The sequence below is a fragment of the Actinacidiphila oryziradicis genome, from assembly GCF_005047355.1.
Classification (GTDB): domain Bacteria; phylum Actinomycetota; class Actinomycetes; order Streptomycetales; family Streptomycetaceae; genus Actinacidiphila; species Actinacidiphila oryziradicis.
On record NZ_SUMC01000035.1, the window covers coordinates 36,252 to 62,309 of the forward strand.

Here is a 26,058-nt window from a genome sequence, read left to right on the forward strand (position 1 = left end):
CCGCAGGCGACCCGGCTGGCCGCCGGGAACGGCTTAGAGGCCGCGCGAATAGGTGGGGCGGGTTAAGGAGCGGGCCGAGGGCCGAGTGTGGCAAGGCGGAGGTGGGGGCACCTCCCAGCGGTAGCTGGGGGAGGAGGCGACGCGGAGCGTCGTCGACCGACGACAACGCCGCCAGGCGAGAGCCATCGGCCCGCGACGCTGCCCCACCTATTCGCGCGGCCTCTTAGTGGCCGACGCCCTCGATCTTCTCGATGATCGCGCTGTGCCGGACGGCGGTCTCGCCGTGGTGGACGTAGGCGAAGCCGACCGGCGCGCCGATGCCCAGGGAGAGAGTTGCGGCCGCGGTGGCGGCCAGGGTCCTGATGCGGCGCCGGGCCGGACGGCGGCCCTGTCCGGAGGGCGTGGTGGTGAGGTCGTCGGCTGCGGCGGCGATCGTTTCGGCGGGGCCGGGGTGGGACTGGTGGAGAGCGAGGCCGGCCTCGCGTTGGGCCTGGCCGCGAGGGCCGTCCAGGAGCTCGGTGAGCACGGCGGCGAGTTGGCCGGCCTCGCGGATCCATACGGCCAGGCCCGCTTCGTCGAGGGCGGCCGCGTTGGTCTGCCCGTGGCCGGGTATGCAGCGGTAGCTGGCGACGGGGAGCCCGCTGGCGAGGGCCTCCAGCGAGGTGAGGCCGCCGGCGTTCTGGACGAGGACGTCGCAGGCGTGCATGAGGCCGGGCATGTCCTGGGTCCAGCCGTGCACGTGCTCGATGCCGTCGGAGCGCAGTTGGTCGGCCAGGGCCTCGTTGCGCCCGCAGACCACGACGGGTGCGGCGGCGCCGCTGTCGCGGATCTCGGCGGCGGCCTGCCGTACCGGGCCGACGCCCCATGAGCCGGCGACCAGCAGGGCCAGCGGCGCGTGGGCGGGCAGAGCGAACCGCTCGCGGGCGGCCTGCCGCTGCGCCGGGGTGGCGGGGGCGAAGCGCGGGTCGGCCACCGGGCCGGTGACGGTGACCCCGGCGGCGCCCTGGGCGTGGGCCTGGCCGGCGGGTATCGCGTGGGCGGCGAGGTGGGTGTCGATACCGGGGGCGACCCACAGGGCGTGGACGGAGAAGTCCGTGAGGTACGTGAAGGTCGGTATGGTCAGGCGGCCGCGCAGCCGCAGCGCGCCGACGACCTGGCTGGCCCCGGGGTAGGTGCAGACGACGGCCCGGGTGTCGGGGGTGATCGCCCGCAGCATGCGGCGCTCGGTGCTGCGGAACATCGCGCGCACCGCCGGGCCGGGGCGCCCGGCGTGTTCGGTGGCGGCGTAGATCCGCTGGTAGCCGGAGGGCGCCACAGTCAGCAGTCGGTGGTAGCTGCCGGAGATCATTTTCCCCAGCCCGGCGGGGAGGAAGTCCAGGAAGTCGTGCCGGTCCACGACGAATCCGGAGGCGGTGAGGCGGCGGGCGAGCTCGGCGGCGGCGCCGTCGTGCCCGGCTCCCACGCTTGCCGAGATGATGACAATGCGCTGCGTGCCGGGGCCGTGGCCGGGGCTGTGCCGCGTCGCGGCCGACGGCGGAAGGGCATGCGCCATAGCATGCTTGTCCACCGGGTTGTCGCGGAAGGACACAGCCGATCAGCCTCCAGACTGATGAATGCGCGGAGAGGGCCGAAGGCTGAAGCTACTACATGATGTAGAAATAATGGAACGCCTCGTTGTCGCAGACTGCGTATCGGACACGTCAACGGTTTGTCGACCGGGCACCCGAGCAGTGTCGGGCACGTGAACGTACGGTTCAGGTTGGGGCCGAAGGGCCGTGTCCGTCTAGGGCTCGTCCGGACCGTTCGTTTCCCCGGCGTCCGGGCGGGCGCGGCGCCGGCGCAGATGCCAGACCACCAGGGCGACGACGACAAGGCCGGCGATGACGAGGGCGAGGGCCGTGCCCACGGTGTGCTCGACCTGGGTGTAGGCGGAGCCGGCGAAGTAGCCGACCAGGGTGAAGCCGAGGCCCCAGGTGAGTCCGCCCAGGGCGTTGAACAGCAGGAATGTGCGGTAGGGCATGTGCGAGATGCCGGCCAGGGCGGGCATCATCGCGCGGAAGAAGGCGATGAAGCGGCCGAAGAAGACCGCGATGGGCCCCCGGCGGCGGATCGTGTCCTGCGCGGCACCGATGCGGTCCTGGTGCCCCCGCAGCGGGCGGGTGGTCAGAATCCGGGGCCCGAAGTGGTGGCCGATCTCATAACCGACGGAGTCACCGGCGATCGCCGCGATCACCACGGCCAGGGCGAGCCAGTACACGGAGACCCCGTGGTGCCGGTTCGCCAGCACGCCGCCCAGGACCACGGCCGTCTCGCCGGGGAGGACGAAGCCGAAGAAGAGGGCGTCCTCGAAGAAGACCATGGCTGCGACAACGGCGTAGATCACCGGACCGGAGAGCCCCGCGAGCCAGCTGGTGACCGAGTTCATTGCTCCACCTTCCCTCGCGGAAGCGGGCGGAAAGGCGGGGCGCGGCGGGGGCGCGGCCTCGCGTTTGACTCTACAACACGTAGTAGATATGGGAGATGAAGGCCCTCACCCACCTGCGAGGTGGGTCAGGTGCGGCCGACGGAGGTGCGTCCGATGGAGGTGTGGCCGATGGTGGTCGTGTGGCCGATGGTGGCCTTGCGGCAGGTGCGCGCCGACGGCCTGGGCCTGCATCGCCGTCTCGAACAGTTCCTCCGTGTCATGGGTCGCCTCCGCCACGCTCAGGCAGCAGGCCAGCATCACCGCGCCGAACACCGTCACCAGGCCCCGCCGCATGGGAGCGGGCGGGGCCATCAGCGCCTGCACCCGCTGCGGAACCGGACCACCCGTGACCGCCAGCGCGGGCTGCGGCGCCCGCTTCACCGCCAGCGCCGCGCGGGCGACGGCCCGGGCCACCAGCGGACGGTCGCCCACCTCGGCGGCGGCCTCCTCGTCCGCCCACCGCTCCGCCGCGAACGCGCCCGCGCGGGCGAGCGGACGCAGCAGCGGATGGACCGCCGCCGCCAGCTGCAGTACGAGCAGGAACAGATGATGCCGGTGCCGCAGATGCGCCCGTTCGTGCGCCAGCAGCGCCCGGCGCTCATCGGCGGCCAGCGCCCGGAGCATCCCGGAGGAGACCACCACCCGCCCCGGCGACCCGGGCAGGGCGAAAGCGGCCGGCACCGGATCGTCCAGCACCGCCAGATCCCCGGCCACGGAAAGCTCCCGGCACTCCCGCCGCGCCCCCACCAGCACCCGCACCCGCCGCCACGACACCACCACCAGCGCCAGCACCGACGCCAGCAGCACCAGCCCGCACACCAGGGCCACCGTCCAGCTGACCGGGTCGATCGCCGCCAGCACCCCGGCGGACCACGGTCCCTCGGCCGCCACCAGCGGGATCTGCCCCACCCGGGTGAACGCCAGCAGCGCCAGCGACGTCGTCCAGGCACCCGCCGCCACGACGCCCGCGCAGGTCAGCAACCAGGTCGCGACCCGCGGCGGCAGCCTGCGCCCGGCCCATGACGCGGCCGGTCCGAGCACCATGCTCACCAGCAGTGGTATGTACACGGCGATCCGCACGGGTCAGCCCTCCGACTGCCCGCGCAGCAGATGCTCCAGCAACTGCTCGTCCTCCGCCGGCAGCTCCGAGACGAACCGGGCGAGCACCGCGGCCCGGTCCCCGCCCTTCTCCAGCAGGGCCCGCATCCCCGCCGCCGCGTGCCCGGCCTCGTCGCGCACAGTCGCGTAGCGGTGGCTGCGGCCCGTCCGCTTGCGGGTCACCAGGCCCTTGGCGTGCAGCCGCGTCAGGATTGTCAGCACTGTGGTGTACGCCGGATCACCCGCCAGGCGCTTGCGTACCACCCCCACCTCCAGCGGCTCGCCGGCCGCCCACAGGGCCGCCAGCACCTCGCTCTCCAGCTCCCCGCGCGCCCGCCGCCCCGCTGCGCCCTGACCGCTCGCGCCGCCGCCCACGCTGCCGTCCACGCTGGTTTCCTCTCCCGCGGGGCTTCCGGCCGCACCCGGCCGGGAGGACCAAGCTACTACGGGACACGGGGGGCGGCCCAGGCCGCCGATGGCGTTCAGAGCAGCGCGTCGATCGCGTCGAACGCTTTGAAGCGGCCGAACTCCGCAGGCAGTTGGGCGGCCCGCACACGGTAGCGGAGACTGTCCGGAATGATCCGCACGGCGGTACGGCAAGCCTCCTCGCCGGCACTGTGCCCTGCCTGCGCTCCGTCCGGGACGACCCGCGCCGCTGTCGATCATCCAGGCCGGCCCCGGGCCGCTCCGAGAGGGGCTGCACGACGACCGCAGTCGACCACCCAGTACCCGGCCAGCACCTCCTTGGCCTCCCCGTACGGCCCGTCCGGCGAGATCCTTGTTCACCGCCTCCTTGTTCACCGCCTCCATGAAGCCGGCCATCGCCGCGATGTTCTTCTCGGTCCGGACAAACCCATCGGTGGGCCGCCCGCTCATGGCCTCGTGGCCGGACTGCTTCCCCAGAACCATCAGCAGGTACTTCACGTCCTCGCCCCGGCCTTGGCCGCCCGCCGGGAAACCGGCGTGTCTCCGGCCCGGCGGGCCACCGGCGAGGGGGACACTGGCGGACCGGAACAGGCCGTCCGAAGGGAATCCTCGTGCCCGCAACGCCGCTGACCGATGACCAGATCGCCAAGGCCCTGGAAGGGCTGCCCGGCTGGCACGTCGAGAACGGAGAGCTGACCGCGGCCTATAAGTCAGGCCGCGCCGACATCGTGCCGTTCTACGCTGCGGTGGCCGCGGCTGAGGACGAGGCCGATCATCATGCCCGCGTCACGATCCTGTATGGCACGATCAGCTTCGCCCTCAACACCCATGACGCGGGTGGCGCGATCACCGAGAAGGACACCGCCCTCGCCTCGACGATCGCCGCCCTGGCCGCAGGCCACGACGCCACTGTCACCGCCAGGTCCACCGGCTGAGGAGCGTACGCGCGCGGGGTTGTCCCGGGGCGTGTGTCGTGTCTGGCCTGGGGGTAGGAGCGAAAGGTGGGTGTTTGGCAGCATTTGCAGAATCGGCTCCCGGTATGGCCATCGGGTCGTGCGCTGGTGGTGATCCCTCTTGTGCTGATCGTGGCGATCACCGTGGCGGACGTCCGCTCCCCGGCGGATGTCCATCTGGGCCCCTTGCTGGTCATTGCCCCGACCATTACCGCTTCCTTTGCCGGGCCACGGCTGACCGGGCTGCTCGGGATCCTGGCGGTATTGGCCGAGGTGTTCACCGCCGTGTTCCACGGTGGGCTGAGCACGGCGAACCATGTGGCGCAGCTGAGCGCCCTGATGGTCCTTTCCGCTCTGGTGGTCTTCTTCTGCGCCGTGCGGGAGCGGCGTCAGCGGGAGCTGACCCGGGTGCGGTCGGTGTCCGAAGCCGCGCAGGAGGTGCTGCTGCGGCCGCCGCCCCGCCGGATCGGACCGTTGCGCGTGGCGTGGATGTATCTGGCCGCGGAGGACGAGTCCAGGATCGGGGGTGACCTGTTCGCGGTCGCCCGCGCCGGCGGGGCGGCCACGCGGGTGATCATCGGGGACGTACGGGGCAAGGGTCTGGCGTCCATCGGCGAGGCCTCGGTGGTGCTGGCGGCGTTCCGTGAGGGAGCCCACCGTTATGCCACGCTGCGGGAGTTGGCGGACGCCCTGGAAGAGAGCGTCTGCAGGTACCTGGAGGAGACCGCCGAGACGGACCATGATGCCGGTGAGCACTTCGTCACCGCTGTCATCCTGAACATCCCCGACGAAGGCTCGCAGGCCGAGATGGTCAGCTGTGGTCATCCGCCACCGCTGCTGTTGCACGATCACCAGGTCACAGCCCTGCATTCCCGCTGTCCCGCGCCCCCGCTGGGTGTGTGCGGACTGCCCGGCCCGGCCCACTGCACCGAGACGTTCACCTTCGAAGCCGGTGGCATGCTCCTGCTCTACACCGACGGCGTCATCGAGGCCCGCTCCCCCGCCGGGGACTTCTACCCGCTCATCGAGCGGGTCGCCGCCCTGCACACGTCCAGCCCGGAGGCCCTGCTGCAACACACCCGCCGCGACCTCCTGGCCCATCTGGGTGAGCGGCTCGACGATGACGCTGCCCTCCTGGCCATAGAACGCACCCCTGCCCACCTCCTGACCAGGCACCCGGGCAAAATACTCAGCGAGGGGGGCCTTGTTCGCACCTGAGCCGCTGCAAGGGGGGCACGAGGCCTCCGTCATCACGCCTGGACGCGGGCCCGGCCGCCGGTTCCGGTTCCGGGGTGTCGAACTCGGGTATGTCGGCGCACCAGCTGTCGGGGGTCAGCAGTACGGCGGCCGTGAGCAGCAGCACCAGCCACAGCCGCAGGTCGCCCAGGACGGCGGCGTCGCTGGTCAGCCGGGGGGCCAGGTAGAGGGCCGCGAAGGATACGAGGGACCAGGCGGGGACGGGCCGGCGCAGTCCGAGGGTTTCCCACCACAGGGTGCCCAGCAGGACGCCGGCGGTGTAGTAGTCGTAGACGCCCGGGTCCAGGGCTATCCGGGCGCCCACCCCCAGTAGCGGGACAGCGGGCCATCTGCGGCGCCGGATGGCCAGGGCCCCCAGGGCGCACCCCACGAGGACCTGGGCGGGCCGGTCCCAGGACGGTGTGCCGGGCGTGGAGACGCCCAGGGCGCGCAGTGCCGACGAGGGCTCGTTGACGATCGTGAACTGGGTGGCGCTCAGGGTGCCCGGATCGGCGATGACGAACGGTGTCCAGGCGAGGGCGACCACGGCCAGCGCCCAGACCACCACGTGCCGCCGGCGGGTCCGGCCGACGGCCATGACCAGGGGGAGGAATACGAGCGCCCAGGGCTTGGAGTCGATCGCGAGGCCCAGGCAGATCCCGGCCAGGGCGGGGGCGTCGGTGAGCAGGGCGCGTACGGCCAGGGTGGCGAAGAGCAGGGCCAGGACGTCGTCGAGGTGGGAGTAGTGCACGGCCAGGGAGGCCCACACGACGATGAACGCAGCGCCCGATGCGAGCAGCGTGGTGCGCAGGGGGCCGCGCTCCTGCGCGAAGCCGGGCCGGGCGGTTCGGACCGCGCGCTCCACGGTGTGCAGGATCAGCAGACCGAGCAGCATCATCGCCAGCTGGGCGAGGAAGGTGCCGTTCGCCGGGCCCAGGAAGCGCAGTATCTGCGCGGCGAGGAAGGCCACCGGTCCGATTTGGAGGCCGGGGTAGTTGGCGTAGATGTGGAGGCCGCCGGGAGGGGAGGCGCCGGATCCGCTGAAGAGAAGGGCGCTGCCGTGCACGAAGTAGTGCCAGGAATAGCCGCCTTTGGGCAGCTCGGCGAGAAACCAGACGAGAGCCCATGCCGCGAGTGCGGTGTGGTACCGGGGGCGGCGCGGTCGGCCGTCGCGCGGCGACAGGATGTCCCGTAGCTCCATGTTCCATCGCGCCATGCTCTGCCTCCATCCCCGGGTGGGCGTCTCCCCGCGAAGACGGTTTCTGGGGGGCGGAGGTTGCACTTAGGCGTGTGGAATACTGCTTATATCCTAATTACCGTATTTATGCGGTCACTTTGAGTTAGTACATGGGGGTGCTCGGGGGGAGTCGGGCACCTGCGCCGGAGCGGGGTCGCGTCATGTCGGCGGGCGCGCCCGGGCCCCTGACCGCGGGATGTTTGCCTGGCGACAACTATGAGAACATTCCGGTGACGTTCGTTGGGATGTTGGATGCAAGCGGCGGCCCCGCAGGGCCGGCGGCTTCATCTTGGCCGGTCATACGAGATCAGCAGGGTGAGGTTCAGAGATGTCAGAGGTTGTGGGTCCTCGTGAGGACCGGCCGGCGAGGCCGAGGCGGGGTGGTAGGGCGACGTCCCCGCCCGGGCAGGTCGGGGAAGTGGAGCTGCGGAAGCTGCTCGCGGGACTCACCGCCGTCCGGGACGGTGACTTCGGGACCCGTCTGCCCGCTTATGACGACGGCCTGCTCGGCGAAATCGCACAGGTGTTCAATGGGATGGTCGACCAGCTGTCCCTGTTCACCTCCGAGGTGACCCGGGTGGCCCGCGAGGTGGGCACAGAAGGACGGCTGGGCGGGCAGGCGGACGTCCCGGGGGTCGACGGCACCTGGAAGGACCTCACCGACTCGGTCAACGCGATGGCCGGGAACCTCACCACGCAGGTCCGTGACATCGCGCAGGTGGCCACCGCGGTCGCGAAGGGCGACCTGTCGCAGAAGATCACGGTGGACGCCCACGGCGAGATCCATGAGTTGAAGAAGACCATCAACACGATGGTCGACGAGCTGTCGGCGTTCGCCGACGAGGTGACCCGGGTGGCCCGCGAGGTCGGCACCGAGGGCATCCTCGGCGGCCAGGCCCAGGTGCCGGGCGTCGGCGGTACCTGGCGCGATCTGACCGACTCGGTCAACTTCATGGCGGGCAACCTCACCGCCCAGGTGCGCTCCATCGCCCGGGTGACCACCGCGGTCGCCCAGGGTGACCTCACGCGCAAGATCGACGTGGACGCCCGGGGCGAGATCCTGGAGCTGAAGACCACGATCAACACGATGGTGGACCAGCTGTCCTCCTTCGCGGCCGAAGTGACGCGCGTTGCCCGCGAGGTCGGCACCGAGGGACGGCTGGGTGGCCGGGCGGACGTCAAGGGCGTCTCCGGCACCTGGAAGGACCTCACCGAGTCCGTCAACGTCATGGGCGACAACCTGACCGCCCAGGTACGTTCCATCGCCGAGGTCACCACCGCCGTCGCCCAGGGCGACCTGTCGCAGAAGATCCGGTCGGACGCCCGGGGCGAGATCCTGGAACTCAAGGAGACCATCAACACGATGGTCGACCAGCTGTCGGCGTTCGCCGACGAGGTGACCCGGGTGGCCCGCGAGGTCGGCACCGAGGGCAATCTGGGCGGGCAGGCCACCGTACGAGGAGTGTCGGGCACCTGGAAGGACCTGACCGACAACGTCAACGTCATGGCGTCGAACCTCACGGGCCAGGTGCGGTCCATCGCGCAGGTGGCGACGGCCGTCGCGAAGGGCGACCTGTCGCAGAAGATCACGGTCGAGGCGAAGGGGGAGGTGGCGGCGCTCGCCGGAGTGATCAACACGATGGTCGACACCCTGTCGTCCTTCGCCGGTGAGGTGACCCGCGTCGCCCGCGAGGTCGGCACCGAGGGCCAGCTCGGCGGCCAGGCCCAGGTGGCCAATGTGGCCGGGACCTGGAAGGACCTGACCGACAACGTCAACTCGATGGCGACCAACCTGACCAACCAGGTCCGCAACATCGCCCAGGTCACCACGGCGGTCGCCCAGGGTGATCTGACCCGCAAGATCGATGTCGATGCCCGGGGCGAGATCCTGGAGTTGAAGACGACGATCAACACGATGGTCGACCAGCTGTCGTCCTTCGCGGCCGAGGTCACCCGGGTCGCCCGCGAGGTCGGCAGCGAAGGCCGGCTGGGCGGCCAGGCCGAGGTCGAGGGCGTGTCCGGCACCTGGAAACGGCTCACCGAGAACGTCAATGAGCTGGCCGGCAACCTCACCCGCCAGGTCCGGGCCATCGCCGAGGTCACCAGCGCCGTCGCCGAGGGCGATCTGACCCGTTCCATCACCGTCGACGCCTCCGGAGAGGTCGCCGAGCTCAAGGACAACATCAACTCGATGGTGGGATCGCTGCGCGAGACCACCCGCGCCAACCAGGATCAGGACTGGCTCAAGACCAACCTGGCCCGGATCTCCGGCCTGATGCAGGGCCGCCGCGACCTCGCCGTCGTGGCCGAGCTGATCATGGACGAGCTGACCCCGCTGGTGGACGCCCAGTACGGCGCCTTCTACCTCGCCGAGGACGGCGAGCGGGGCACCGAGCTCGGCCTCATCGCCTCCTACGGCCACCCGGACGCCTCCGGCCAGGCCGTACGGTTCCGGCTGGGCCAGTCCCTGGTGGGGCAGGCCGCCCGCAGCAGGCGGATCATAGCCGTGGACGATCTGCCGGCCGGGTATGTCACCGTCTCCTCGGGGCTGGGCTCCGCCACGCCGAGCAGCCTGATCGTGCTGCCGATCGTGGTCGAGGACCAGGTGCTCGGCGTCATCGAGCTGGCGTCGGTGGCCTCCTTCACCCCGGTCCACCGGGACTTCCTGGGGCAGCTCATGGAGACGGTGGGCGTCAACGTCAACACCATCGTCGCCAACGCCCGTACCGATGAGCTGCTCGGCGAATCGCAGCGGCTGGCCACCGAGCTCCAGGCCCGCTCCGAGGAGCTCCAGGTCCAGCAGGACGAACTGCAGCGCTCCAACGCCGAGCTGGAGGAGAAGGCGGCGCTGCTGGTGTCGCAGAACCGCGACATCGAAGCGAAGAACCTGGAGATCGAGCAGGCCAGGCAGGAGCTGGAGGAGCGCGCTCACCAGCTCGCGCTGGCCTCGAAATACAAGTCGGAGTTCCTGGCCAACATGAGCCATGAGCTGCGCACCCCGCTCAACAGCCTGCTGATCCTGGCTCAGCTGCTGGCCCAGAACCCCGGCCGCAACCTGACGCCCAAGCAGGTCGAGTACGCCGGGGTCATCCACTCGGCGGGCTCCGACCTGCTCCAGCTGATCGACGACATCCTCGACCTGTCGAAGGTGGAGGCCGGCAAGACGGACATCTCCCCGGAGCGCCTGCCGATGCGCCGGCTGCTGGAGTACGTCGAAGCCACCTTCCGTCCGCTGACAGGACAGAAGGGCCTGGACTTCCGGATCAATGTCGCCAACGGGGTCCCCTCGGAACTGATCACCGACGACTCCCGGCTGCGCCAGGTGCTGCGCAATCTGCTGTCCAACGCGGTGAAGTTCACCGAGACCGGCAGCGTGGAGCTGTGTATCGCGCCGGCGGCCGAAGCGGACATCCCGGTCAGCGTACGAGGCCACGGCCCGGTCATCGCCTTCCAGATCCTGGACACCGGCATCGGGATCGCGGAACAGCAGCTCGAAACCATCTTCGGCGCTTTCCAGCAGGCCGACGGCACCACCAGCCGCAAGTACGGCGGCACCGGACTGGGCCTGTCCATCAGCCGGGAGATCGCCCAGCTGCTCGGCGGAGCGATCACCGCGTCCAGCACGCTCGGCGAGGGCAGCACCTTCACCCTCCACCTGCCCGTCGCCCGGTTCGACGTCGGTGAAGCCGGCGAAACAGCCCCTCAGGAGCAGGAGCCGCCGGCCGCGCAAGCGGCCGAGCCGCCTGCTGTGACGCCGCCGGCCCAGCGCCGTCTGCTGGTCGTCGAGGACCGGCCGCGGGGCCTGCTGTCGCTCGTCGCCGAGAGCGTCGTGACGGACCTGGCCGAGAGCCGCACCCTCACCGACCCGCGCGGGCCCGTGCAGGTGCGCACGGCCACCAGCCCCGACGAAGCCGCTGTGGCGCTGACCGGCGAACCCTGCCACTGCGTGGTCCTCGATCTGGACATGCCCGACGGGGCCGCCCTGCTGATCCTGGACGCCCTGGACGGCGACCCGGCCATGCGGCAGGTCCCGGTGCTGGCCCACCACACGCGTCGGCTAGATCCCGCCCAGGAGCGGCTGCTACGGGACCGTGCACGGGCCAAGCCGCTGGAACTCCTGCCCAGCCTCGACGAGCTGCGCGAGCGCATCGCCCTGCACCTGACGGCCGATCGGCCGGCGGACGTCCTGCCCCTGGTCGCCGCACAGGCCGGGCCGGAGGCGCACGGGGCGGCACAGGGCGCCGCCGAGCAGCGGAGCGCGCTGGCCGGCAGCAATGTCCTGGTGATCGATGACGACACCCGTAACGTCTACGCCCTGACCGGCATGCTCGAACTGCACGGAATGCGCGTCCTGCACGCCGACAACGGCCGCCAGGGCATCGAGACGCTCTCCCGCCACAGGGACATAGACCTGATCCTCATGGACATTATGATGCCCGAAATGGACGGGTACGCCGCCACCGCCGCCATCCGGGCCATGCCAGAGTTCACCGGCCTGCCGATCATCGCGGTCACGGCCAAGGCCATGGAGGGTGACCGGGAGAAGTGCCTCGCCGCCGGTGCCAATGACTACATCACCAAGCCCGTTGACATAGACGCACTCGTCGGCCGTATGCACCACTGGCTCAATCTGTGAGCGGTGACCGGCACGGCGTCGACGCGCTGGCCATCACGATCGAACAGTTGCGCACCGAGCTGAGACGCGTCCAGGAGTCCGCCGACGCCCGCGCCCTGGCCGACGTCGCGACCGGCATCCTGGTCGAGCGCGGCCACGGCGGCCCCGCCGAAGCCGCCCGGTATCTGCGGGAGCTGGCCGACACGGCCGGACTGCCACTGCAGGAGGTCGCCGCCGACATCGTGCACGCCACCGCCCACGACAGCCTCTCCGAGGCGCTGCCCGCCAGGGCGCCCGAGCCCGGCGGCGACCGGCGGCACTCCGCGTCGGTACTGCGGCTGCGCACGGCCGAGGCCGGCGCCCTGTCCGCCGATCCGCAGACGGCGGCCGAGGCACTGCTGGCCCAGGCGCTCTCCCCGCTCGGCGGCACCGCGCTCGCCGTGTGGCGTGCCGCCCCGGACGGCTCGCTGAGCCTCGCCGGCCAGGCGGGCTTCACCGCCACAGAAGCCGGACAGTGGAGACATGTGCCGCCCGGCGTCGGCACCCTGCCGCAGCGGGCCTTGGGCGAAGGCCGGTCCAACTGGTACGGAACGCTGCCGTCGGCGGTACCCGGAATCGGCAGACGCGACGGCACCGGCGGAGCGCGCGCGGTCCTGCTCGCCCGGCTCGGCGGCCGGGTCCTCGGCGTGCTGGAAATGTGCTGGCCCGGCCCCAGGCCGCCGCTGGACGCGGCCGAACACCGTCAGCTCGAAGCGCTCGCCGACCTGTGCGCGTACACCTTCGCCACCGCTCCGGCGGACGCCTCCGGCTTCGCCGCGGCACCGGACGGCGGCCCCGGTCCCCTCGCCGGTCTCGCCGACGCACTGCCCGATCCCGCGCTGGTGCTCCAGCCGCTCTTCGACGGCCGGGAGGAGGTCTGCGACTTCCTGATCACGCACGTCAACGAGCACCTCGACGGCCGGGCGGACCTGGCCCGCGTCTCCCTCATCGGCATGCGGCTGCTGGAGGCCTATCCGCTGGCCGCCCGTGACGACGACCTGTATGACCAGATACTCCGGGTGTACACCACCGGAGAGCCGTTCCGCACCGAGCGGATGACCCTGGCCGCGCTGGTCGGCTCGGTACCGCTCACCGCCGTCGCGGCGGTGAGCATCGGCCGGTACGGCGAGGAGGTGCTGCTCAGCTGGCGCACCGAGGACGAGGCGACCCGGCTGGCCGCCCTCATGGACCACGTCCAGCGCCTGGGCCGTATCGGCGGCTTCGAGGAGAACCTCGTCACCGGCGACATCGCCTGGAGCAGCGAGCTGTTCGCCCTCTACGGGCTTACGCCCACGTCCTCCCCGGTCCCGCTGGAGCGGCTGCACCGGCACGCGCACCCGGACGACTCCACCGCCGTCCGGCGTTTCCAGAGCACCCTGCTGCGCCGCCACCGCGGCGGGTCGACGGCTTTCCGGCTCCAGCGCGCCGACGGCATCGTCCGGCACATCCGCGTCATCGCCGAACCGGTCACCGATCCCGCCGGTGACCTGCTCGCCGTCAGGGGCGTCTTCCAGGACGTGTCGTCGCAGCACTGGACCGAGGTCGCCCTCGCCGCGACCCGCGACCGGCTCGCCGACACCGAGGAGCGGGCCGCCGAACGCAACCGCCTGGCTCTCCAGCTCCAGCAGGCCATCATGCCGCCCGCCCCGGCCCCGATCGACGCCGCCGGTCTGCGGGCGGCCGTGCGCTACCGGCCCGCCGAGAAGGAACACCTGGTGGGCGGCGACTGGTACGACGCGGTCGTCCTGCCGACCAAGCAGGTACTGCTCGCGGTCGGTGACATCGCCGGGCACGGCATCGAGGCCGCCACCGGCATGGTCGTCCTGCGCAACGCCCTGCGCGGGCTGGCCACCACCGGTGCCGGGCCCGCGGAGCTGCTGGGCTGGCTCAACACCGTCGCCCACCACCTCACCGAGCAGGTCACCGCGACCGCCGTCTGCGGCCTGTACGACCCGGAGACCGGTGTCCTGCGCTGGGCGCGGGCCGGCCATCCGCCGCCGCTGCTGATCCGCGACGGCGAGGCCCGGTCCTTGCCGCTGCCCCGCGGCATCCTCCTCGGGGCGATCGCCGAGGCGGCCTACGAGGAGCAGCGGCTCACCCTCGTGTCCGGCGACCGGTTGCTGATGTACACCGACGGTCTGGTCGAGCGCCGCGGCGTCTCCGTCGAACGCTCCCTGGAACAGCTCCTCGCCTCGGCCGGCGGCCCGCTGCCCGACCTGGACGAGCAGCTGGACCACCTGCTGGCCCAGAGCCGGTCCGACACCGACGACGACACCTGCCTCATCGGCATTCATCTGTACTGACCCCGCGTCGGCGATGTCACGCCGCGGTGGCGGTCCGGAGCGCGGGGTCGGCGTCGGCGAAGCTCCGCTCCAGCTGTTCCCGGGCCGCTTTCAGCGCTGCCTCGATGTCCCGTGTGCCGGTGGATACGCACAGCGTGTAGGCCGTGTCCTGGAGCTGGCGGTGGGCGTGTGGGTCGGCGCTCTGGTCGTGAGCGAGTGCTTGGAGGGCCTCGTACCGCTGAAGCAGGCCGCGCAGGACTGCGGGGTGCGCCATCAGCATCTACGTACTCCTTTGAGTCGGCTACCAGGTCGAGGCCTCGTCTGCCCCGTTCTTGCCGGGGCATGCACACCTATTTGGCGGCCGGTCCGCCGTCGCCGGGCTTCGCGCCGTACCAGACCGTGGTGACGTTGCAGAATTCGCGTATGCCGTGCCCGGCGAGCTCGCGCCCGTACCCGGAGCGCTTGATACCGCCGAACGGCATCGCCGGATGCGAGGCGGTCATGCCGTTGAAGTAGACGCCTCCGGCCTCCACGTCGCGGATGAATCGTTCCTGCTCCTCCTGGTCCTCGGTCCAGGCGTTGGAGCTGAGGCCGAACGGGACGTCGTTGGCGAGCTCGATCGCCGCGCCCAGGCTGTCGACCCGGTAGAGCGTGGCCACCGGGCCGAAGGTCTCCTCCCGGTGGATGAGCATCTCGGGGGTGACGTCCGCGAGCACCGTGGGCTCGTAGAACCACCCGGCGCGCAGGTGCCGTGGCCGCTCACCGCCGCAGAGCACGGTCGCTCCGCTGGCCACCGCCTCGTCGACGAGCCTCTCCAGGTCGGCGCGGCCCTGCTTGCTGGCGAGCGGTCCGACGTCGGTGGTCTCCTCCATCGGGTCGCCGACCCGCAGCGCCTTCATGCCCTCCGTGAACCGGGCGGCGAAGTCCTCAAAGATGTCGGCGTGCACGATGAACCGTTTCGCCGCGATACAGGACTGCCCGTTGTTCTGCACCCGGGCGGTGACCGCCACCTCGGCGGCCCTGGCCACATCGGCCGACGGCATGACCACGAACGGGTCGCTGCCGCCGAGTTCCAGCACCGTCTTCTTGATCTCGTCACCGGCGATGGCGGCGACCGACCGGCCGGCCGGCTCGCTGCCGGTCAGTGTCGCCGCCACGACGCGGGGATCGCGCAGGATGCCTTCGATGGCGGCCGAGCCGACCAGCAGCGTCTGGAAACAGCCTTCCGGGAAGCCCGCCCTGCGGAACAGGTCCTCCAGGTACAGGGCCGTCTGCGGGACGTTCGAGGCGTGCTTCAGCAGCGCCGTATTACCCGCCATCAGCGCGGGAGCCGCGAAGCGCACGACCTGCCAGAGCGGGAAATTCCACGGCATTACCGCCAGTACCGGGCCCAGCGGCCGGTAGCGCACGAAGGCCGCCGTCCCGCCGGAGTCCTCGATGTCGGCCGCCGACGGATGCTCGTCGGCCAGCAGCTCCTCGGCGTGCTCGGCGTACCAGCGCATGGCCTTGGCGCACTTCGCGGCCTCCGCACGCGCGGCGGCCAGTGTCTTGCCCATCTCCGTGGTCATGGTCGCGGCGATGCTGTCCCGCTCGGCGTCCAGCAGATCCGCTGCCCGGCGCATCCGTTCCGCCCGGTACGCATACGTGGTCTTGCGGTGATCGAGGAAGGCCCACCTCGCACGGGCGAGGCGGCTGTCGATCTCCTTGTGATCGAACTCGTCGAACGTTGTCAGCGTCTCCCCGGTAGCCGGGTTGACGGTCGCGATGGGCATCTGAGTCATTCCCTCCGGTTGACGACACCCCTCGCCTGCCCCGTGCGATGCCATTGATGTGTCATGACGGCGGCGGCAGGTAGACCGTGAGCAGGTGCGGCGCCTTGTCGAGGACGAGCGTGTCGGCGGCGGGGCTCACCTCCCCGTCGCGGGCGTAGTCCCCCTCCTCGCCGACCCCGTCGATGCGCAGCCGGGTCACGGTGGCGGCCTGGTAGACGCGGGAGCGGGCGAGGGTCCCGGTGAGGAAGGCCGCGATGAGCCGGGTGCGGGCTAAGGGAGAGCTGCCGTCGACGGCGCGGATGTCGAGCAGCCCGTCGTCGAGGCTGCGGCGGTAGGAAGGGGCGAAGCCGGGCGGGTCATAGCGGCTGTTCCCGGCGAAGAGCAACCAGAGCCTTCGCGGCTGTCCGTCGACGGTGACCTTCCTGGGTTTGCCGTCGGCGAGCACGCGCACCAGGCCGACGGCGAGCGCGGGCCACTTTCCGAGCCGTGCCTCCAGGGCTTCGCGGACCCGGACGAGCTCGGGGTAGACGCCGATGCTGAAGGTGTTGAGGAAGTACGTGCTGGGGCCGTCGCCGGTGACCCGGCCGAGGTCGACGCCTCCGCCGCAGCCCGCCTCCACGGCGTCGGCGGTGGACTTGAGGGTCAGTATCCCGAGGTCGGCGGCGAAGTGGTTGAGGGTGCCGGCGGGGAAGACCGCCAGCGGCAGGCCTCCTTCGGCGGCCAGTACCGCTGCCGCGTTGACCGTCCCGTCGCCGCCCGCGACGCCGAGCGCGCCGCCACGGTCGAGGACGTCCTTGGCGGCCTGGCCGAGCACTTCCGGCAGGTCGTCGCCCGTCTCGCAGATCCGCAGTTCGGCCGCCGGCAGGAGGGTGCGCAGCTCGGCTTCGACGCCTTCGGCGCTGCCCGCGCCGCTGTTGATGACCGCGATCAGCCCTTCCCCGGCGGGCAGCGCCGGGACGGGGACGCTCGGCCTGGCGGACTCGGCGGGCTCATCCACCCGCAGCGGCCACCAGCGACAGGTCGCCGCCGCGATGCCGGCGCCGGCCGCGACGCCCACCAGGACATCCCGGGGGGAGCGCGAGCCGGTGCGGACCCGCGCGGCGGTGACTGCTGCGGCGACGGGGACGAGAGCGGCCCCCAGCCAGGGCGACTCCAGGGTGGCGGCGGTCGCGAAGGCCGCAGCCGCGGCCGAGCCACCGTACCTGGAAGGGCTCCTGACGGGCCGTCGGGAGGCTCGGCGGGCGCCGGGGAGCGGCGTGGCCGCGAGATGGGCGGCGGCGGAGGCCAGGGCCAGCGAGCCGAGGCCGCGTAGGGCGGCGCGGCGCGCGGCGCGGTTGCGGGACAGGCCCAGTACGGCCGCGCCGGTGAGCCACAGCGCGCCGTAGTCGGCGGCGCGGCCGACCGGTTCCAGCAGTCGCACATCGAGTTCGCGGAGTTGTGCCATGCCGCCCGACTACCCGGCGCGGGGGCGAACACTCTGTCGATACGAGACAGGCGGGGGCATCTGACGGTGTCCCACACGCCGGGCCCCTGCCGCCCGGGCCCCTGCCGCCGGACCGGCACGAGCCGGACGGCAGAGGCGTTCGATTACGGCTTGGGCCCTCCGGGTAGGCGGGGGCCCGTGGACAGTCGTACCGAGATGCCCCGGCCCGGCATCGGGAGGCTCGCGCGGCTCCTCAAGTGTGTGGGTAGCCGTAGTAGTTGCCGATCCGCTGGTGGTATCCCGGGTCGGCTGCGTGCTTTTCCTTGTCGAACTCCGGGGCGTTCTTGATCTCGTCCTTGGTGCGGTTGATATAGAGCGTCTTTGCCGCCGCGTCGATCTGGGCGATCGTGCCGGAAGGCAGCAGGACGTGCTTACCGAGGATCCATACGCCGGTCTCGACGACGAGATATGCCGCACCGACTTCGTCGGAGTGTTTGTCCACCTTGCCGATATGACCGTCAGTGGCCTGGACCTTGAAGCCGCTCAGATCGGTACCGCCTCGGTGACCCGACGACGGCCGGAAACTCCATATGTTGTCCGTCACAGTAAAGCCCTTCGTTTCAGCGCTTTTCCCTGGATACATCGCAAGCGTGCGTGTGGGGGCCCGACCAGTACTTCCTGGTCGGGCCCCCACACGCTGGACGTGGCTGGACAGCTTTCTACCAGCGGTACCAGCGTCCGCGCCTGCCACCGGAGTCCACCGAGCGGGCGACAAATCCCAGCAGCCATACGACAAGCACGACGACTGCCACCCACCACAGAATCTTGAGGGCGAAGCCCGCACCGAAAAGCAGCAGGGCCAGAAGCAGAACGAGAAGCAGGGGAACCATATCTATCAACCTCCTGGCATCCGTCTGCCCCGCTCGAAGGCACTCACGCATCCCGGAACCAGATTTTTGGGAGTCCGTCTCTTATGGATCGGCGGTTCGGGGGGAATACGGATTCATGACGGTCCGTATGATCCACGGGGAATGCCGGGTGTACGTGCGGGACCGTCCGCATGAAGCAACCGCATCCGGCGCGAAGCCGGACGGGCCGGGGCGACCCGGCCCGTCCGGCGAACGCTGACGGTGCGGCCTGCAGCTGTCAGCCGCAGTTCCTGCCGGTGTTGATGCAGCTGACGACCTTGTTCATCAGCTTCGCCGGCATGAAGTTGGCGAAGTCCGCGTGGTCGGTGACCGGCTTGTGGTTCTGGTCCGGGAAGCTGTCGACCGCGAAGTTCGCGCCGGAGGCCACCTTGTAGGTGAGCCGGTACTCCAGCTTCGGAATGGCCTTAAAGCCCACCTGGCACTGGCCCGCGCCGTCGGGGAAGACGACGTGGGTGCGGTGGTTGGCGCTGTCGGTGTTGACGCCGTCCCAGCAGCTGGGGAAGTCCAGGGTACGGACGACCTTGCTGCCGCTCGGGCACAGCGGGTACTTGTCGGTCAGCTGGACCTTGTTCTCGAAGCCGGTGCAGCTCCAGGAGGCCTTGGCGTTGCCGGTGCCGTTCGTGAGGGCCTTGGCGTCACCCGTGATGATCTTCAGGGTCGAGGGCATCGCCGTGACCTTGGAGACGGTGCTGCCCTTGAACTTTATGGTGACGCTGCTCGCCGTGAGGATCGTTCCGGTGTTGTTGTCGGCGCCGGGCTTGTCGTTGGCGCTCAGGTTGCGCAGCACCGGCCAGAAGTACGCCGACTTGTCGTTGTTGGCGCAGGTGGTGCCGCCGGCGGCGAGTGTCTGGTTGGTGGAGAAGCCGTTGGTGGTGAGGTTGCCGACGTAGTCGTGGGTGTGCTGGGCGCCGTTGGAGACGCCGGGCGCCACGATGAAGTTGTCGGGGTTGAAGTGCTTGTTCTGGTTGCGCCCACAGCGGGCGATGAACGAGCCCTTGGAGGCACCGCCCTGGTTCGGTGGCTTCACCACGTTGGGCGTGACGGACTTGATGTCGACGAAGTCGGCAGCGACGGGGCCGTTGGCGCGCGCGCCGTTGGCCGCGCCGGCACCGGAGGTGGCGGAGGCGCTGGCGGACGCCTGTGCGGCATTGGTGAGGGCGCAGGGGGCCAGAGCGTCAAGGCCCTGCGGCCGTGCGGCATTACGGCCGATGGCGGTGGCGATGCGGTTGAGAGTGGCGACCCGCTTGTCCTTCAGCGGACCGAGGATCGCGTTGTTGACGAAATTGGGGCCACCCTGGCCGGCGGAGGAGGCCAGGCGCTTGTTGGCCTCTGCGATCTGCGTCTGCAGCAGCTGCAGATTGCTGGTGACCTCTGCCTGTGCCTGCGAGGGGATCGCCGGCAGGCTGCCTTCCACGGCTGGGCAGGTGATGGTCTGGGCAGCAGATGGCGTCGAGTTGGCCGCGTTGGCGGCGACATTGACGACGATGATGCCACCACCTCCTACGGCGATCGCAGCGACAGCAATGAGAGCGTTTCTGCGGGTGCGACCGCGACGGTGCTCTGTGTACATGACACATCCTTCTCTGCGGGCCACGGTGGGCTTGGTCGGAGCCTCCGGGTTGCCGGGGAGCGCGGACATCCGGTGGGGCACAGGCGGCCCGGCTTGATCACCCGGGCCACCTCTCACGCGTACGTGCGGAGGAGGCGGCGTTGCTCAACCGAATTCAAGATTTCTGGCGTGAGGGCCTGTCCGTTTCCGGTCAGGAAACTTTGCGTCGCCAGTGTGATTACTGTGCGTGGAGCCCGACCCTGCCGCAGTGCGAGAAATCTCCCGGAACGCCCATCTATTTACCGGTTCGAAACGTATCTTGACTAGTCGCTTCCTCTGAAAGGGGAGAACCATGGCAATCTTCAGCCACGTCGTTCCCGCGCGCAGCGGCCACGGCGACAAGCGGGACAACAGGTCGCGTGACGAGAGGGACAGGGAGCGTCACGGCGGTTACGGTCACCACGGTCATCACGGCCACCACGGTCACCACCACCACCACCACTCCCACCGCTGACCGCGCTCGTCGGTCCGACCGGGCCCGGGATCGGGTTCCAGGCCCGGTCAAATCCAAGACGCCGCCCCACCTGTTCTCGCGGCCTCTAAGCCATGTCATCCCGTGAGCGGTAAGGACGCCTGAGATGACGCGTACCTTGCGGTCCGCGCTGCGTCGGTTGCTGTCTGTTGCCGAGGACCCCGACGCCGTTGTCGCCGCCGCGCCGCCGGTCCCTCTGAAGGAGGTGTTCCGGCGCTTCTGGCCCTACACCCGCGGTGGTCGGCGCTGGCTGGTGCTGATCGCCGTTTTCAGCGTGGTCGGGCCGGCCTTCGACGCCGCTGAGATCTGGCTTTTCAAGCTCGTGATCGATGACGTGCTCGTCCCGCGTGACCTGAGCCTCTTCCTGCCGATCGCCCTCGCGTATGTCGGGCTCACCCTTGGCTCCGGCATTCTCAACTTCGCCGACAGCGTGACGTCCACGTGGGTCAGTGAGCGTTTCCTGCTGGCTCTGCGGTCGGAAGTGTTCCGGCACGTCCAGGGACTCTCGCTCGGCTTCTTCGAACGGCGGCGGTTGGGCGATGTGCTCTCCCGTGTGACCGGCGATGTCGACGCCGTCGAGACGTTCCTCCTCTCCGGGGTGGCGGACGCGCTCTACTACGTGATGCGGCTGGGCATCTTCGTCGGTCTGCTCTTCTACCTGCGGTGGGACCTGACCCTCCTCGCGCTTGTCATCGCGCCGATGTTCTGGTTCGCGGCGCGGCATTTCTCCCGGCTGATCAAGGCCGTGTCACGGGAGCGACGGCGCCGCACCGGCTCGATCAGCGCGATCAGCGAGGAGGTGCTCGGCAACATCGCCCTGGTGCAGGCGTACAACCGCCAGGAATGGGAACACAGCCGGTTCCAGCGCGAGAGCCTCGGCAAGTTCCGCGCGACCATGGCCTCGGCGCGGATCAGTGCCCTGTTCGGCCCGCTCATCGACCTCATCGAGCTGACCGGCGCCCTGGTCGTCATGGGGCTCGGCACATGGGAGCTGACGCGGGGCCAGCTGACTCTGGGCGGGCTGATGGTTTTCCTGGGGCTGGTGAGCCAGCTCTACAGCCCTATCCGCGAGCTGTCCCACCTCAGCAACACCTTCTTCGGGGCGTCCGCCTCCGCGGAGCGGATCATCGAACTGCTCGACCAGCGTCCCCAGGTCCGCGAGGCCGCCAACGCCGCGGTCCTCGGACGGGTCCGCGGCGACGTCGAGTTCGACGGTGTCTCCTTCAGCTACCCGGAGACGACCGAGCCGGCGCTGTCGCAGCTCTCCTTCCGGGTGGCACCCGGCGAGACCCTGGCGGTGGTGGGGGCCAGCGGCGCCGGCAAGTCCACCGCCGCCAAGCTGCTGCTGCGCTTCTACGACCCGGCCCACGGCTCGGTCCGGCTCGACGGGGCCGACCTGCGGGAACTGCGCCTCGGCGATCTGCGGGAGAACGTAGCGGTGGTGCTCCAGGAGACGCTTGTCCTCCACGGCACGGTGCGGGAGAACATCGCCTACGGCCGGCCGGACGCGAGCGGGGCCGAAGTCGTCGCAGCGGCCCGCGCCGCTGACGCGCACGAGTTCATCAAGCTACTGCCGGAGGGCTACGACACCCTGGTGGGCCAGCGCGGCCGACTGCTCTCCGGCGGACAACGCCAGCGTCTCGCGATCGCCCGCGCGATGATCCGTGACGCGCCCGTGCTCATCCTGGACGAGCCGACCACCGGCCTCGACGCCGAGTCGGGACGGCGGATCCTGGAGCCGCTGCGCCGGCTGATGGCGGGACGCACCACGATCATCATCTCGCACAATCTGCTCACCGTCCGCGACGCCACCCAGATCCTGGTGCTCGACCACGGCCGGGTCGTGGAGCGCGGCACCCACGACGAGCTGCTGCTGCGCGACGCGGCCTATGCCCGGCTGCACCGGCTGCACCGCCCGGCGGATGACGCGCTGACCCTGGAGAGGTTGCCGTGATCCGTACCAGTACCAGAGCGCCACCGGTCGTCGTCTACGACGCCTGGAGCGAGTAGCGCGAGTGCCGGTGCGTGGCCAAGGCTCCTGCACCCGGCTGGTGCGGGAGGGCCGCCGGCTGCGTCTGCGGCGCCGGACGGCCGCCGTCGTGGTCGGCGCTGTAACGCTCCTGAGCAGGCACACGGCGGGATCACCAGGTACGAGGCGGCCACCGGCGGTCGGGAGCCGTCGGCGCCATGTCCCGCCGCCTCCGGCCGGCAAGCCGGAGGCGGGCGATCGCGGCCCCGCTGGGCAATCCCTCCCGGAGGGTGTTACGTAGTAGAGGTATGCGTGACATGGGCGTTCCCCTGGAGCGGATGCCTGACGAAGCACTGCTGGCAGGCCTCATGACCGGCGATCCCGAGATCGCCGTCGCGTTCGTGCGCCGGTTCCAGCACAACATCTTCGGCGTGGCTATCGCGGTGACCGGTGACGTGCAGCTCGCCGAGGACATCGCCCAGCAGACCTACGAGCGGGCCTGTCGGCACGCCCAGGTCTACGACGCGCGCCGCGGATCGGTCCGCACCTGGCTGACGGCCATCGCTCACAACCTCGCGATCGACGCCGTACGCACCCGCAAAGCCACCCCGGTCGACCCCAGCGAACTGGCGTTCGTGCTGGACGCCGTCACCCAGACGCCGGAGCGGCACGCGCTCGCCGACGAGGCCTCGGCGGAATTGCGCGGTGCCGTAGCCGAACTGCCGCTCGGGCAGGCACGGGCCCTGGTCATGGCGGGGATCTACGGAATGACCGCTCAGCAGATCGCGGACATCGAACAAGTACCCCTCGGCACCGCCAAGACCCGGATCAGGGCGGCCATGGGGAAGGTCCGCGTCTGCCTGGCATCACGGCAGGACATGCCATGACCGATGCCGGCGGGTTCACCTGCGACCAGTTCCGGGAGAGCAGCGCGGAGCTCGCGTTGGGAGTACTGCCCGCCCGGGAGCGGGCCACGGTCATGGCACACCTTCAGCATTGCGCCGCCTGCTGCGAACACGTCCGTGAGATGACGCTGGCGGCCGACGCGCTGCTGGACCTCATCCCGGGCCGCGAGCCACCGATAGGTTTTGAAGCCCGGGTGTTCCAGCGGATCGGCCTGCCACCCCAGCCGCGGCACCGCGCGGCGTGGCGCCGGGTCGCACTCCTGGGCGCGGCCGCGGCGGTCGCCTTCGCCCTGGGCATGGGCGGATGGGTGCTCGGCAGCTCGCCGAACGCCCACGTCCCCGCCGCGTCGTCGACCGCTCCCGGGTTCCCGGGCCCGGTGCTGCGCGCCGCCGCGCTCACCACTGCGAAGGGGCAGCCGGTGGGGCAGGTCTTCGCCTACCCCGGGCAGTCGCCGTGGGTGTACATGACCGTGGACGCCGACAAGATCGCGGCCGATCGCCCGGTCCGCTGCCAGCTCCAGCTCGCCGACGGCTCCACCATCGGGCTCGGCTCCTTCGCCCTCACCCACGGCTACGGCCACTGGGGCGGCCCCTACGCGGTCGGCTCCACAGCCGTCACAGCCGTCCGCCTGCTCGGTATGGACGGCTCCGTACTGGCCACCGCCACATTCCCGACGGCAAAGGGCTGAGGCCCAACTCCTACGCCGTCCCGGCCTCGCGGACGGCCGTCGGTCATTGGCCATTGGCCATATCGGGCCCGTTCGCGTAACCCGCCCTGGAAAATGGCCCCATGCCGATGGACGCCACTGAACTCATCTCCGTGCGGCTCCGCCGCGCCACCGCCGCCGATGTGCCCGCGCTGGTGCATCTGCGGGTACTCATGCTCGACGCCATGGGCGTACAGACCGGCGGACCCGACTCCGCCTGGCGGAGGGCGGCGGAGCTGTGGTTCACCGAACGGCTCCGGCATCCGGAGGAGTTCGCCGCCTTCGTTGTCGACGACCCGGAACTCGGCGTCGTCTCCAGCGCGGTGGGTATGTGCGACCGGCACGCTCCGAGCCCGGCCAATGTCAGCGGGGTGCACGGACATGTCTTCAATGTCAGCACCGATCCACAGTGCCGCCGCCTCGGTCATGCCCGCGCCTGCCTCGATGCGCTGCTCACCTGGTTCCGGGACGAGACGCGCGTACGGGTGGTCAATCTCAACGCCACTCAGGGCGGCGCCGGCCTCTACCGTGCCCTGGGTTTCGAAGCCCCCCGTCATCCTGCCCTGCAGCTCCGGATGACATCGGGCCCAAACGATCAGTGAGACGCACCGCTTCCAGACGCGCATTCCCACACGCACGTCTCACCCGCTGTGGTCCAGACCTATTGACCATTGGGCAGACTATTTTATGCCCCTTGAACTGTTATGAGCATGACATGACCCCCCGTGCTCACCGGGCGGCCACACACCGGTCCAGGGGCCGGGGAGACGGCCGACCCCCGTCTTCCCGGCCCCGCGTCGGTTGTCAGCCCTTGCCGGGTGTCAGGGTCAACAGGTCCACGACATCGCGGAGATCATCGCGCCGGCGGAACACCGCGCGCTGCCGGTCGGCGCCGCAGCCGGCCGTACGCAGGCGCTCCCAGATCCCCTGGACCACGTCCAGGTCGTCCGCCGCGTGCAGGGCCGGTGCGGCGCGTCGGATGAGCTGCCCGACCAGTTCGGAGGCCGGCGCCGGGCGGCCGGTCGCCGGGTCCACGCCGGAGCCCCGCAGGCCGTCGCGGGCCGCTCTCCAGTGCGCGGCCCGAAGCAGGGGGTCCGGAATGTCGGGGGCGGGCTCGCCGCTGCGGGCTTCGGCCAGCAGGACCGCGGCCAGGGCACGGGCCAGACCGGCGAGCAGGAGGACGGTGTCCAGGTCCCCGTTGACGTCGACGACCCGGATCTCCAGGGTCGGACAGTGCTCGGAGGGGCGGGCGTGCCAGTAGACCATCCGGCGGTCGATCAGCATGCCGCTGCTCACGAGGGCGTCCACCAGAGCGTCGTACGCCGCCGCGTCGGTGAACAGAGGGGCGGGGCCGGTGCCCGGCCACTGTGCCCAGCGCATGCTCCGCCAACTGGCGTATCCGGTGTCCTCGCCGTTGTGGAACGGTGAGTTGGCGGCGAGCGCCTGCAAGGTCGGCAGCCAGGGCCGCAGATGGTTGCCGAGCTCTACGGCTTCGTCCCGGTCGGCCACGCCGACGTGGATGTGGCAGCCGAGAACGCCGGCGCTCTGGTCGCCGGTGACCAGCGGGCCGAATTCGGCGGCCATCAGCCGGTAGCGCTCCTGGTCGGTGACCTCGAGCCGGCCGCTGGGCGGAATGATCACCGTACCGGACGCCACCGCGCGGCACCCGGCCTCGCCGGCGGCCGTGGCGACGCCCGACCTCAGCCACCGCAGCTCCTGTCGCAGGTCCTTCAGTGTGGCGACGGGCCGAGTGCGCGTTTCGATCATGCTGGGGAAGAGTTCGGCTGCGACCTGGTCGTCGAGGATCTCCTGGGCGCCCTTGACGACCACCGGCGCGGCGGCGACCGCGGCCCGGGTCTGGAAGTCCGCCAGCAGAAACTCCTCTTCGACACCGACGGTGGGTACGTCATCGAAGACCATGC

General features: G+C 70.6%; 21 protein-coding genes. 9 read left to right on the forward strand and 12 right to left on the reverse strand.

Going from position 1 to position 26,058, the window contains the following annotated elements; genetic code table 11:
* Positions 1–223: 223 nt before the first annotated feature.
* The 4 genes from FCI23_RS30295 to FCI23_RS60275 form a co-directional block, all read right to left on the reverse strand.
* Entirely contained in the window at positions 224–1,588 is a 1,365-nt protein-coding gene (locus FCI23_RS30295) for an MGDG synthase family glycosyltransferase (protein WP_246144191.1), read from the reverse strand.
* Between the two features lie 195 nt (positions 1,589–1,783).
* Entirely contained in the window at positions 1,784–2,425 is a 642-nt protein-coding gene (locus tag FCI23_RS30300) for a DedA family protein (protein ID WP_136727138.1), read from the reverse strand.
* Between the two features lie 105 nt (positions 2,426–2,530).
* Entirely contained in the window at positions 2,531–3,544 is a 1,014-nt protein-coding gene (locus FCI23_RS30305; RefSeq protein ID WP_136727139.1) for a M56 family metallopeptidase, read from the reverse strand.
* 3 nt (positions 3,545–3,547) lie between these two features.
* Positions 3,548–3,949, reverse strand: a complete 402-nt coding sequence (locus FCI23_RS60275) for a BlaI/MecI/CopY family transcriptional regulator (RefSeq protein ID WP_246144193.1) — start codon at positions 3,947–3,949, stop codon at positions 3,548–3,550.
* A gap of 650 nt (positions 3,950–4,599) precedes the next feature.
* On the opposite strand from FCI23_RS60275, the gene FCI23_RS30320 reads away from it, so the two are divergent.
* Together FCI23_RS30320 and FCI23_RS30325 are read left to right on the forward strand one after the other, a co-directional pair.
* Positions 4,600–4,923 (forward strand): 4a-hydroxytetrahydrobiopterin dehydratase, encoded by a 324-nt coding sequence (locus FCI23_RS30320; protein ID WP_136727140.1) that lies wholly within the window; start codon positions 4,600–4,602, stop codon positions 4,921–4,923.
* A 126-nt stretch (positions 4,924–5,049) separates the two neighbouring features.
* Entirely contained in the window at positions 5,050–6,159 is a 1,110-nt protein-coding gene (locus tag FCI23_RS30325) for a PP2C family protein-serine/threonine phosphatase (protein ID WP_136727141.1), read from the forward strand.
* On the opposite strand, the gene FCI23_RS30330 is transcribed toward FCI23_RS30325, so the two are convergent.
* Positions 6,131–7,393, reverse strand: a complete 1,263-nt coding sequence (locus tag FCI23_RS30330) for a hypothetical protein (protein ID WP_136727142.1) — start codon at positions 7,391–7,393, stop codon at positions 6,131–6,133. The two genes, FCI23_RS30325 and FCI23_RS30330, sit on opposite strands and share 29 nt — an antisense overlap.
* Positions 7,394–7,742: 349 nt before the next feature.
* Here FCI23_RS30330 and FCI23_RS30335 point away from each other — a divergent pair, with 349 nt between their 5' ends.
* Positions 7,743–12,050, forward strand: a complete 4,308-nt coding sequence (locus FCI23_RS30335) for a HAMP domain-containing protein (RefSeq protein ID WP_136727143.1) — start codon at positions 7,743–7,745, stop codon at positions 12,048–12,050.
* Complete coding sequence (locus tag FCI23_RS30340) at positions 12,047–14,371, forward strand: SpoIIE family protein phosphatase (protein ID WP_136727144.1); 2,325 nt, start codon at positions 12,047–12,049, stop codon at positions 14,369–14,371. The genes FCI23_RS30335 and FCI23_RS30340 overlap by 4 nt, the downstream gene beginning before the upstream one ends.
* Positions 14,372–14,387: 16 nt before the next feature.
* Here the strand turns inward: FCI23_RS30340 and FCI23_RS30345 are convergent, their stop codons facing one another.
* The 6 genes from FCI23_RS30345 to FCI23_RS30370 all read right to left on the reverse strand — a co-directional run bounded on the left by FCI23_RS30345 (position 14,388) and on the right by FCI23_RS30370 (position 20,044).
* Positions 14,388–14,630: a DUF5133 domain-containing protein gene (locus FCI23_RS30345; protein WP_136727145.1), complete on the reverse strand. Its 243-nt coding sequence runs from the start codon at positions 14,628–14,630 to the stop codon at positions 14,388–14,390.
* A 70-nt stretch (positions 14,631–14,700) separates the two neighbouring features.
* Positions 14,701–16,122 carry an NADP-dependent succinic semialdehyde dehydrogenase gene (locus FCI23_RS30350; RefSeq protein ID WP_136727146.1) on the reverse strand — a complete coding sequence of 474 codons (1,422 nt, stop codon included), beginning with the start codon at positions 16,120–16,122 and terminating at the stop codon, positions 14,701–14,703.
* Positions 16,123–16,183: 61 nt separating this feature from the next.
* On the reverse strand, positions 16,184–17,566 hold the full coding sequence (locus tag FCI23_RS30355) for a diacylglycerol/lipid kinase family protein (protein ID WP_136727147.1): 1,383 nt from the start codon (positions 17,564–17,566) through the stop codon (positions 16,184–16,186).
* Positions 17,567–17,798: 232 nt separating this feature from the next.
* Positions 17,799–18,149: a PRC-barrel domain-containing protein gene (locus FCI23_RS30360; RefSeq protein ID WP_136727148.1), complete on the reverse strand. Its 351-nt coding sequence runs from the start codon at positions 18,147–18,149 to the stop codon at positions 17,799–17,801.
* A 115-nt stretch (positions 18,150–18,264) separates the two neighbouring features.
* On the reverse strand, positions 18,265–18,435 hold the full coding sequence (locus tag FCI23_RS30365; protein ID WP_136727149.1) for a hydrophobic protein: 171 nt from the start codon (positions 18,433–18,435) through the stop codon (positions 18,265–18,267).
* A 256-nt stretch (positions 18,436–18,691) separates the two neighbouring features.
* On the reverse strand, positions 18,692–20,044 hold the full coding sequence (locus FCI23_RS30370) for a DUF1996 domain-containing protein (protein ID WP_136727150.1): 1,353 nt from the start codon (positions 20,042–20,044) through the stop codon (positions 18,692–18,694).
* Between the two features lie 331 nt (positions 20,045–20,375).
* Here FCI23_RS30370 and FCI23_RS56800 point away from each other — a divergent pair, with 331 nt between their 5' ends.
* The 5 genes from FCI23_RS56800 to FCI23_RS30390 all read left to right on the forward strand — a co-directional run bounded on the left by FCI23_RS56800 (position 20,376) and on the right by FCI23_RS30390 (position 24,738).
* Complete coding sequence (locus FCI23_RS56800; RefSeq protein WP_169317003.1) at positions 20,376–20,537, forward strand: hypothetical protein; 162 nt, start codon at positions 20,376–20,378, stop codon at positions 20,535–20,537.
* A gap of 124 nt (positions 20,538–20,661) precedes the next feature.
* Entirely contained in the window at positions 20,662–22,509 is a 1,848-nt protein-coding gene (locus tag FCI23_RS30375) for an ABC transporter ATP-binding protein (protein WP_246144195.1), read from the forward strand.
* Between the two features lie 323 nt (positions 22,510–22,832).
* Positions 22,833–23,411, forward strand: coding sequence for an RNA polymerase sigma factor (locus FCI23_RS30380; protein ID WP_136727151.1), 579 nt, complete (start codon positions 22,833–22,835; stop codon positions 23,409–23,411).
* Positions 23,408–24,118, forward strand: a complete 711-nt coding sequence (locus FCI23_RS30385; protein WP_136727152.1) for a hypothetical protein — start codon at positions 23,408–23,410, stop codon at positions 24,116–24,118. Before FCI23_RS30380 ends, FCI23_RS30385 begins: the two co-directional genes overlap by 4 nt.
* Before the next feature lie 101 nt (positions 24,119–24,219).
* Positions 24,220–24,738 (forward strand): GNAT family N-acetyltransferase, encoded by a 519-nt coding sequence (locus FCI23_RS30390; protein WP_211265520.1) that lies wholly within the window; start codon positions 24,220–24,222, stop codon positions 24,736–24,738.
* Positions 24,739–24,940: 202 nt separating this feature from the next.
* Here the strand turns inward: FCI23_RS30390 and FCI23_RS30395 are convergent, their stop codons facing one another.
* Entirely contained in the window at positions 24,941–26,056 is a 1,116-nt protein-coding gene (locus FCI23_RS30395; RefSeq protein WP_136727153.1) for a carboxylate-amine ligase, read from the reverse strand.
* Positions 26,057–26,058: the final 2 nt, after the last annotated feature.

What these genes read in the sequence shown, in the direction of transcription:
- FCI23_RS30380 (WP_136727151.1), top strand. Translation starts at nt 22,833, where the DNA reads ATGCGTGACATGGGCGTTCCCCTGGAGCGGATGCCTGACGAAGCACTG.
- FCI23_RS30395 (WP_136727153.1), bottom strand. Translation starts at nt 26,056, where the DNA reads ATGGTCTTCGATGACGTACCCACCGTCGGTGTCGAAGAGGAGTTTCTG.
- FCI23_RS30355 (WP_136727147.1), bottom strand. Translation starts at nt 17,566, where the DNA reads ATGGCACAACTCCGCGAACTCGATGTGCGACTGCTGGAACCGGTCGGC.
- FCI23_RS30365 (WP_136727149.1), bottom strand. Translation starts at nt 18,435, where the DNA reads ATGGTTCCCCTGCTTCTCGTTCTGCTTCTGGCCCTGCTGCTTTTCGGT.
- FCI23_RS30375 (WP_246144195.1), top strand. Translation starts at nt 20,662, where the DNA reads ATGACGCGTACCTTGCGGTCCGCGCTGCGTCGGTTGCTGTCTGTTGCC.
- FCI23_RS30350 (WP_136727146.1), bottom strand. Translation starts at nt 16,122, where the DNA reads ATGCCCATCGCGACCGTCAACCCGGCTACCGGGGAGACGCTGACAACG.
- FCI23_RS30390 (WP_211265520.1), top strand. Translation starts at nt 24,220, where the DNA reads ATGCCGATGGACGCCACTGAACTCATCTCCGTGCGGCTCCGCCGCGCC.
- FCI23_RS30300 (WP_136727138.1), bottom strand. Translation starts at nt 2,425, where the DNA reads ATGAACTCGGTCACCAGCTGGCTCGCGGGGCTCTCCGGTCCGGTGATC.
- FCI23_RS30385 (WP_136727152.1), top strand. Translation starts at nt 23,408, where the DNA reads ATGACCGATGCCGGCGGGTTCACCTGCGACCAGTTCCGGGAGAGCAGC.
- FCI23_RS56800 (WP_169317003.1), top strand. Translation starts at nt 20,376, where the DNA reads ATGGCAATCTTCAGCCACGTCGTTCCCGCGCGCAGCGGCCACGGCGAC.
- FCI23_RS30345 (WP_136727145.1), bottom strand. Translation starts at nt 14,630, where the DNA reads ATGCTGATGGCGCACCCCGCAGTCCTGCGCGGCCTGCTTCAGCGGTAC.
- FCI23_RS30330 (WP_136727142.1), bottom strand. Translation starts at nt 7,393, where the DNA reads ATGGCGCGATGGAACATGGAGCTACGGGACATCCTGTCGCCGCGCGAC.
- FCI23_RS30370 (WP_136727150.1), bottom strand. Translation starts at nt 20,044, where the DNA reads ATGTACACAGAGCACCGTCGCGGTCGCACCCGCAGAAACGCTCTCATT.
- FCI23_RS30335 (WP_136727143.1), top strand. Translation starts at nt 7,743, where the DNA reads ATGTCAGAGGTTGTGGGTCCTCGTGAGGACCGGCCGGCGAGGCCGAGG.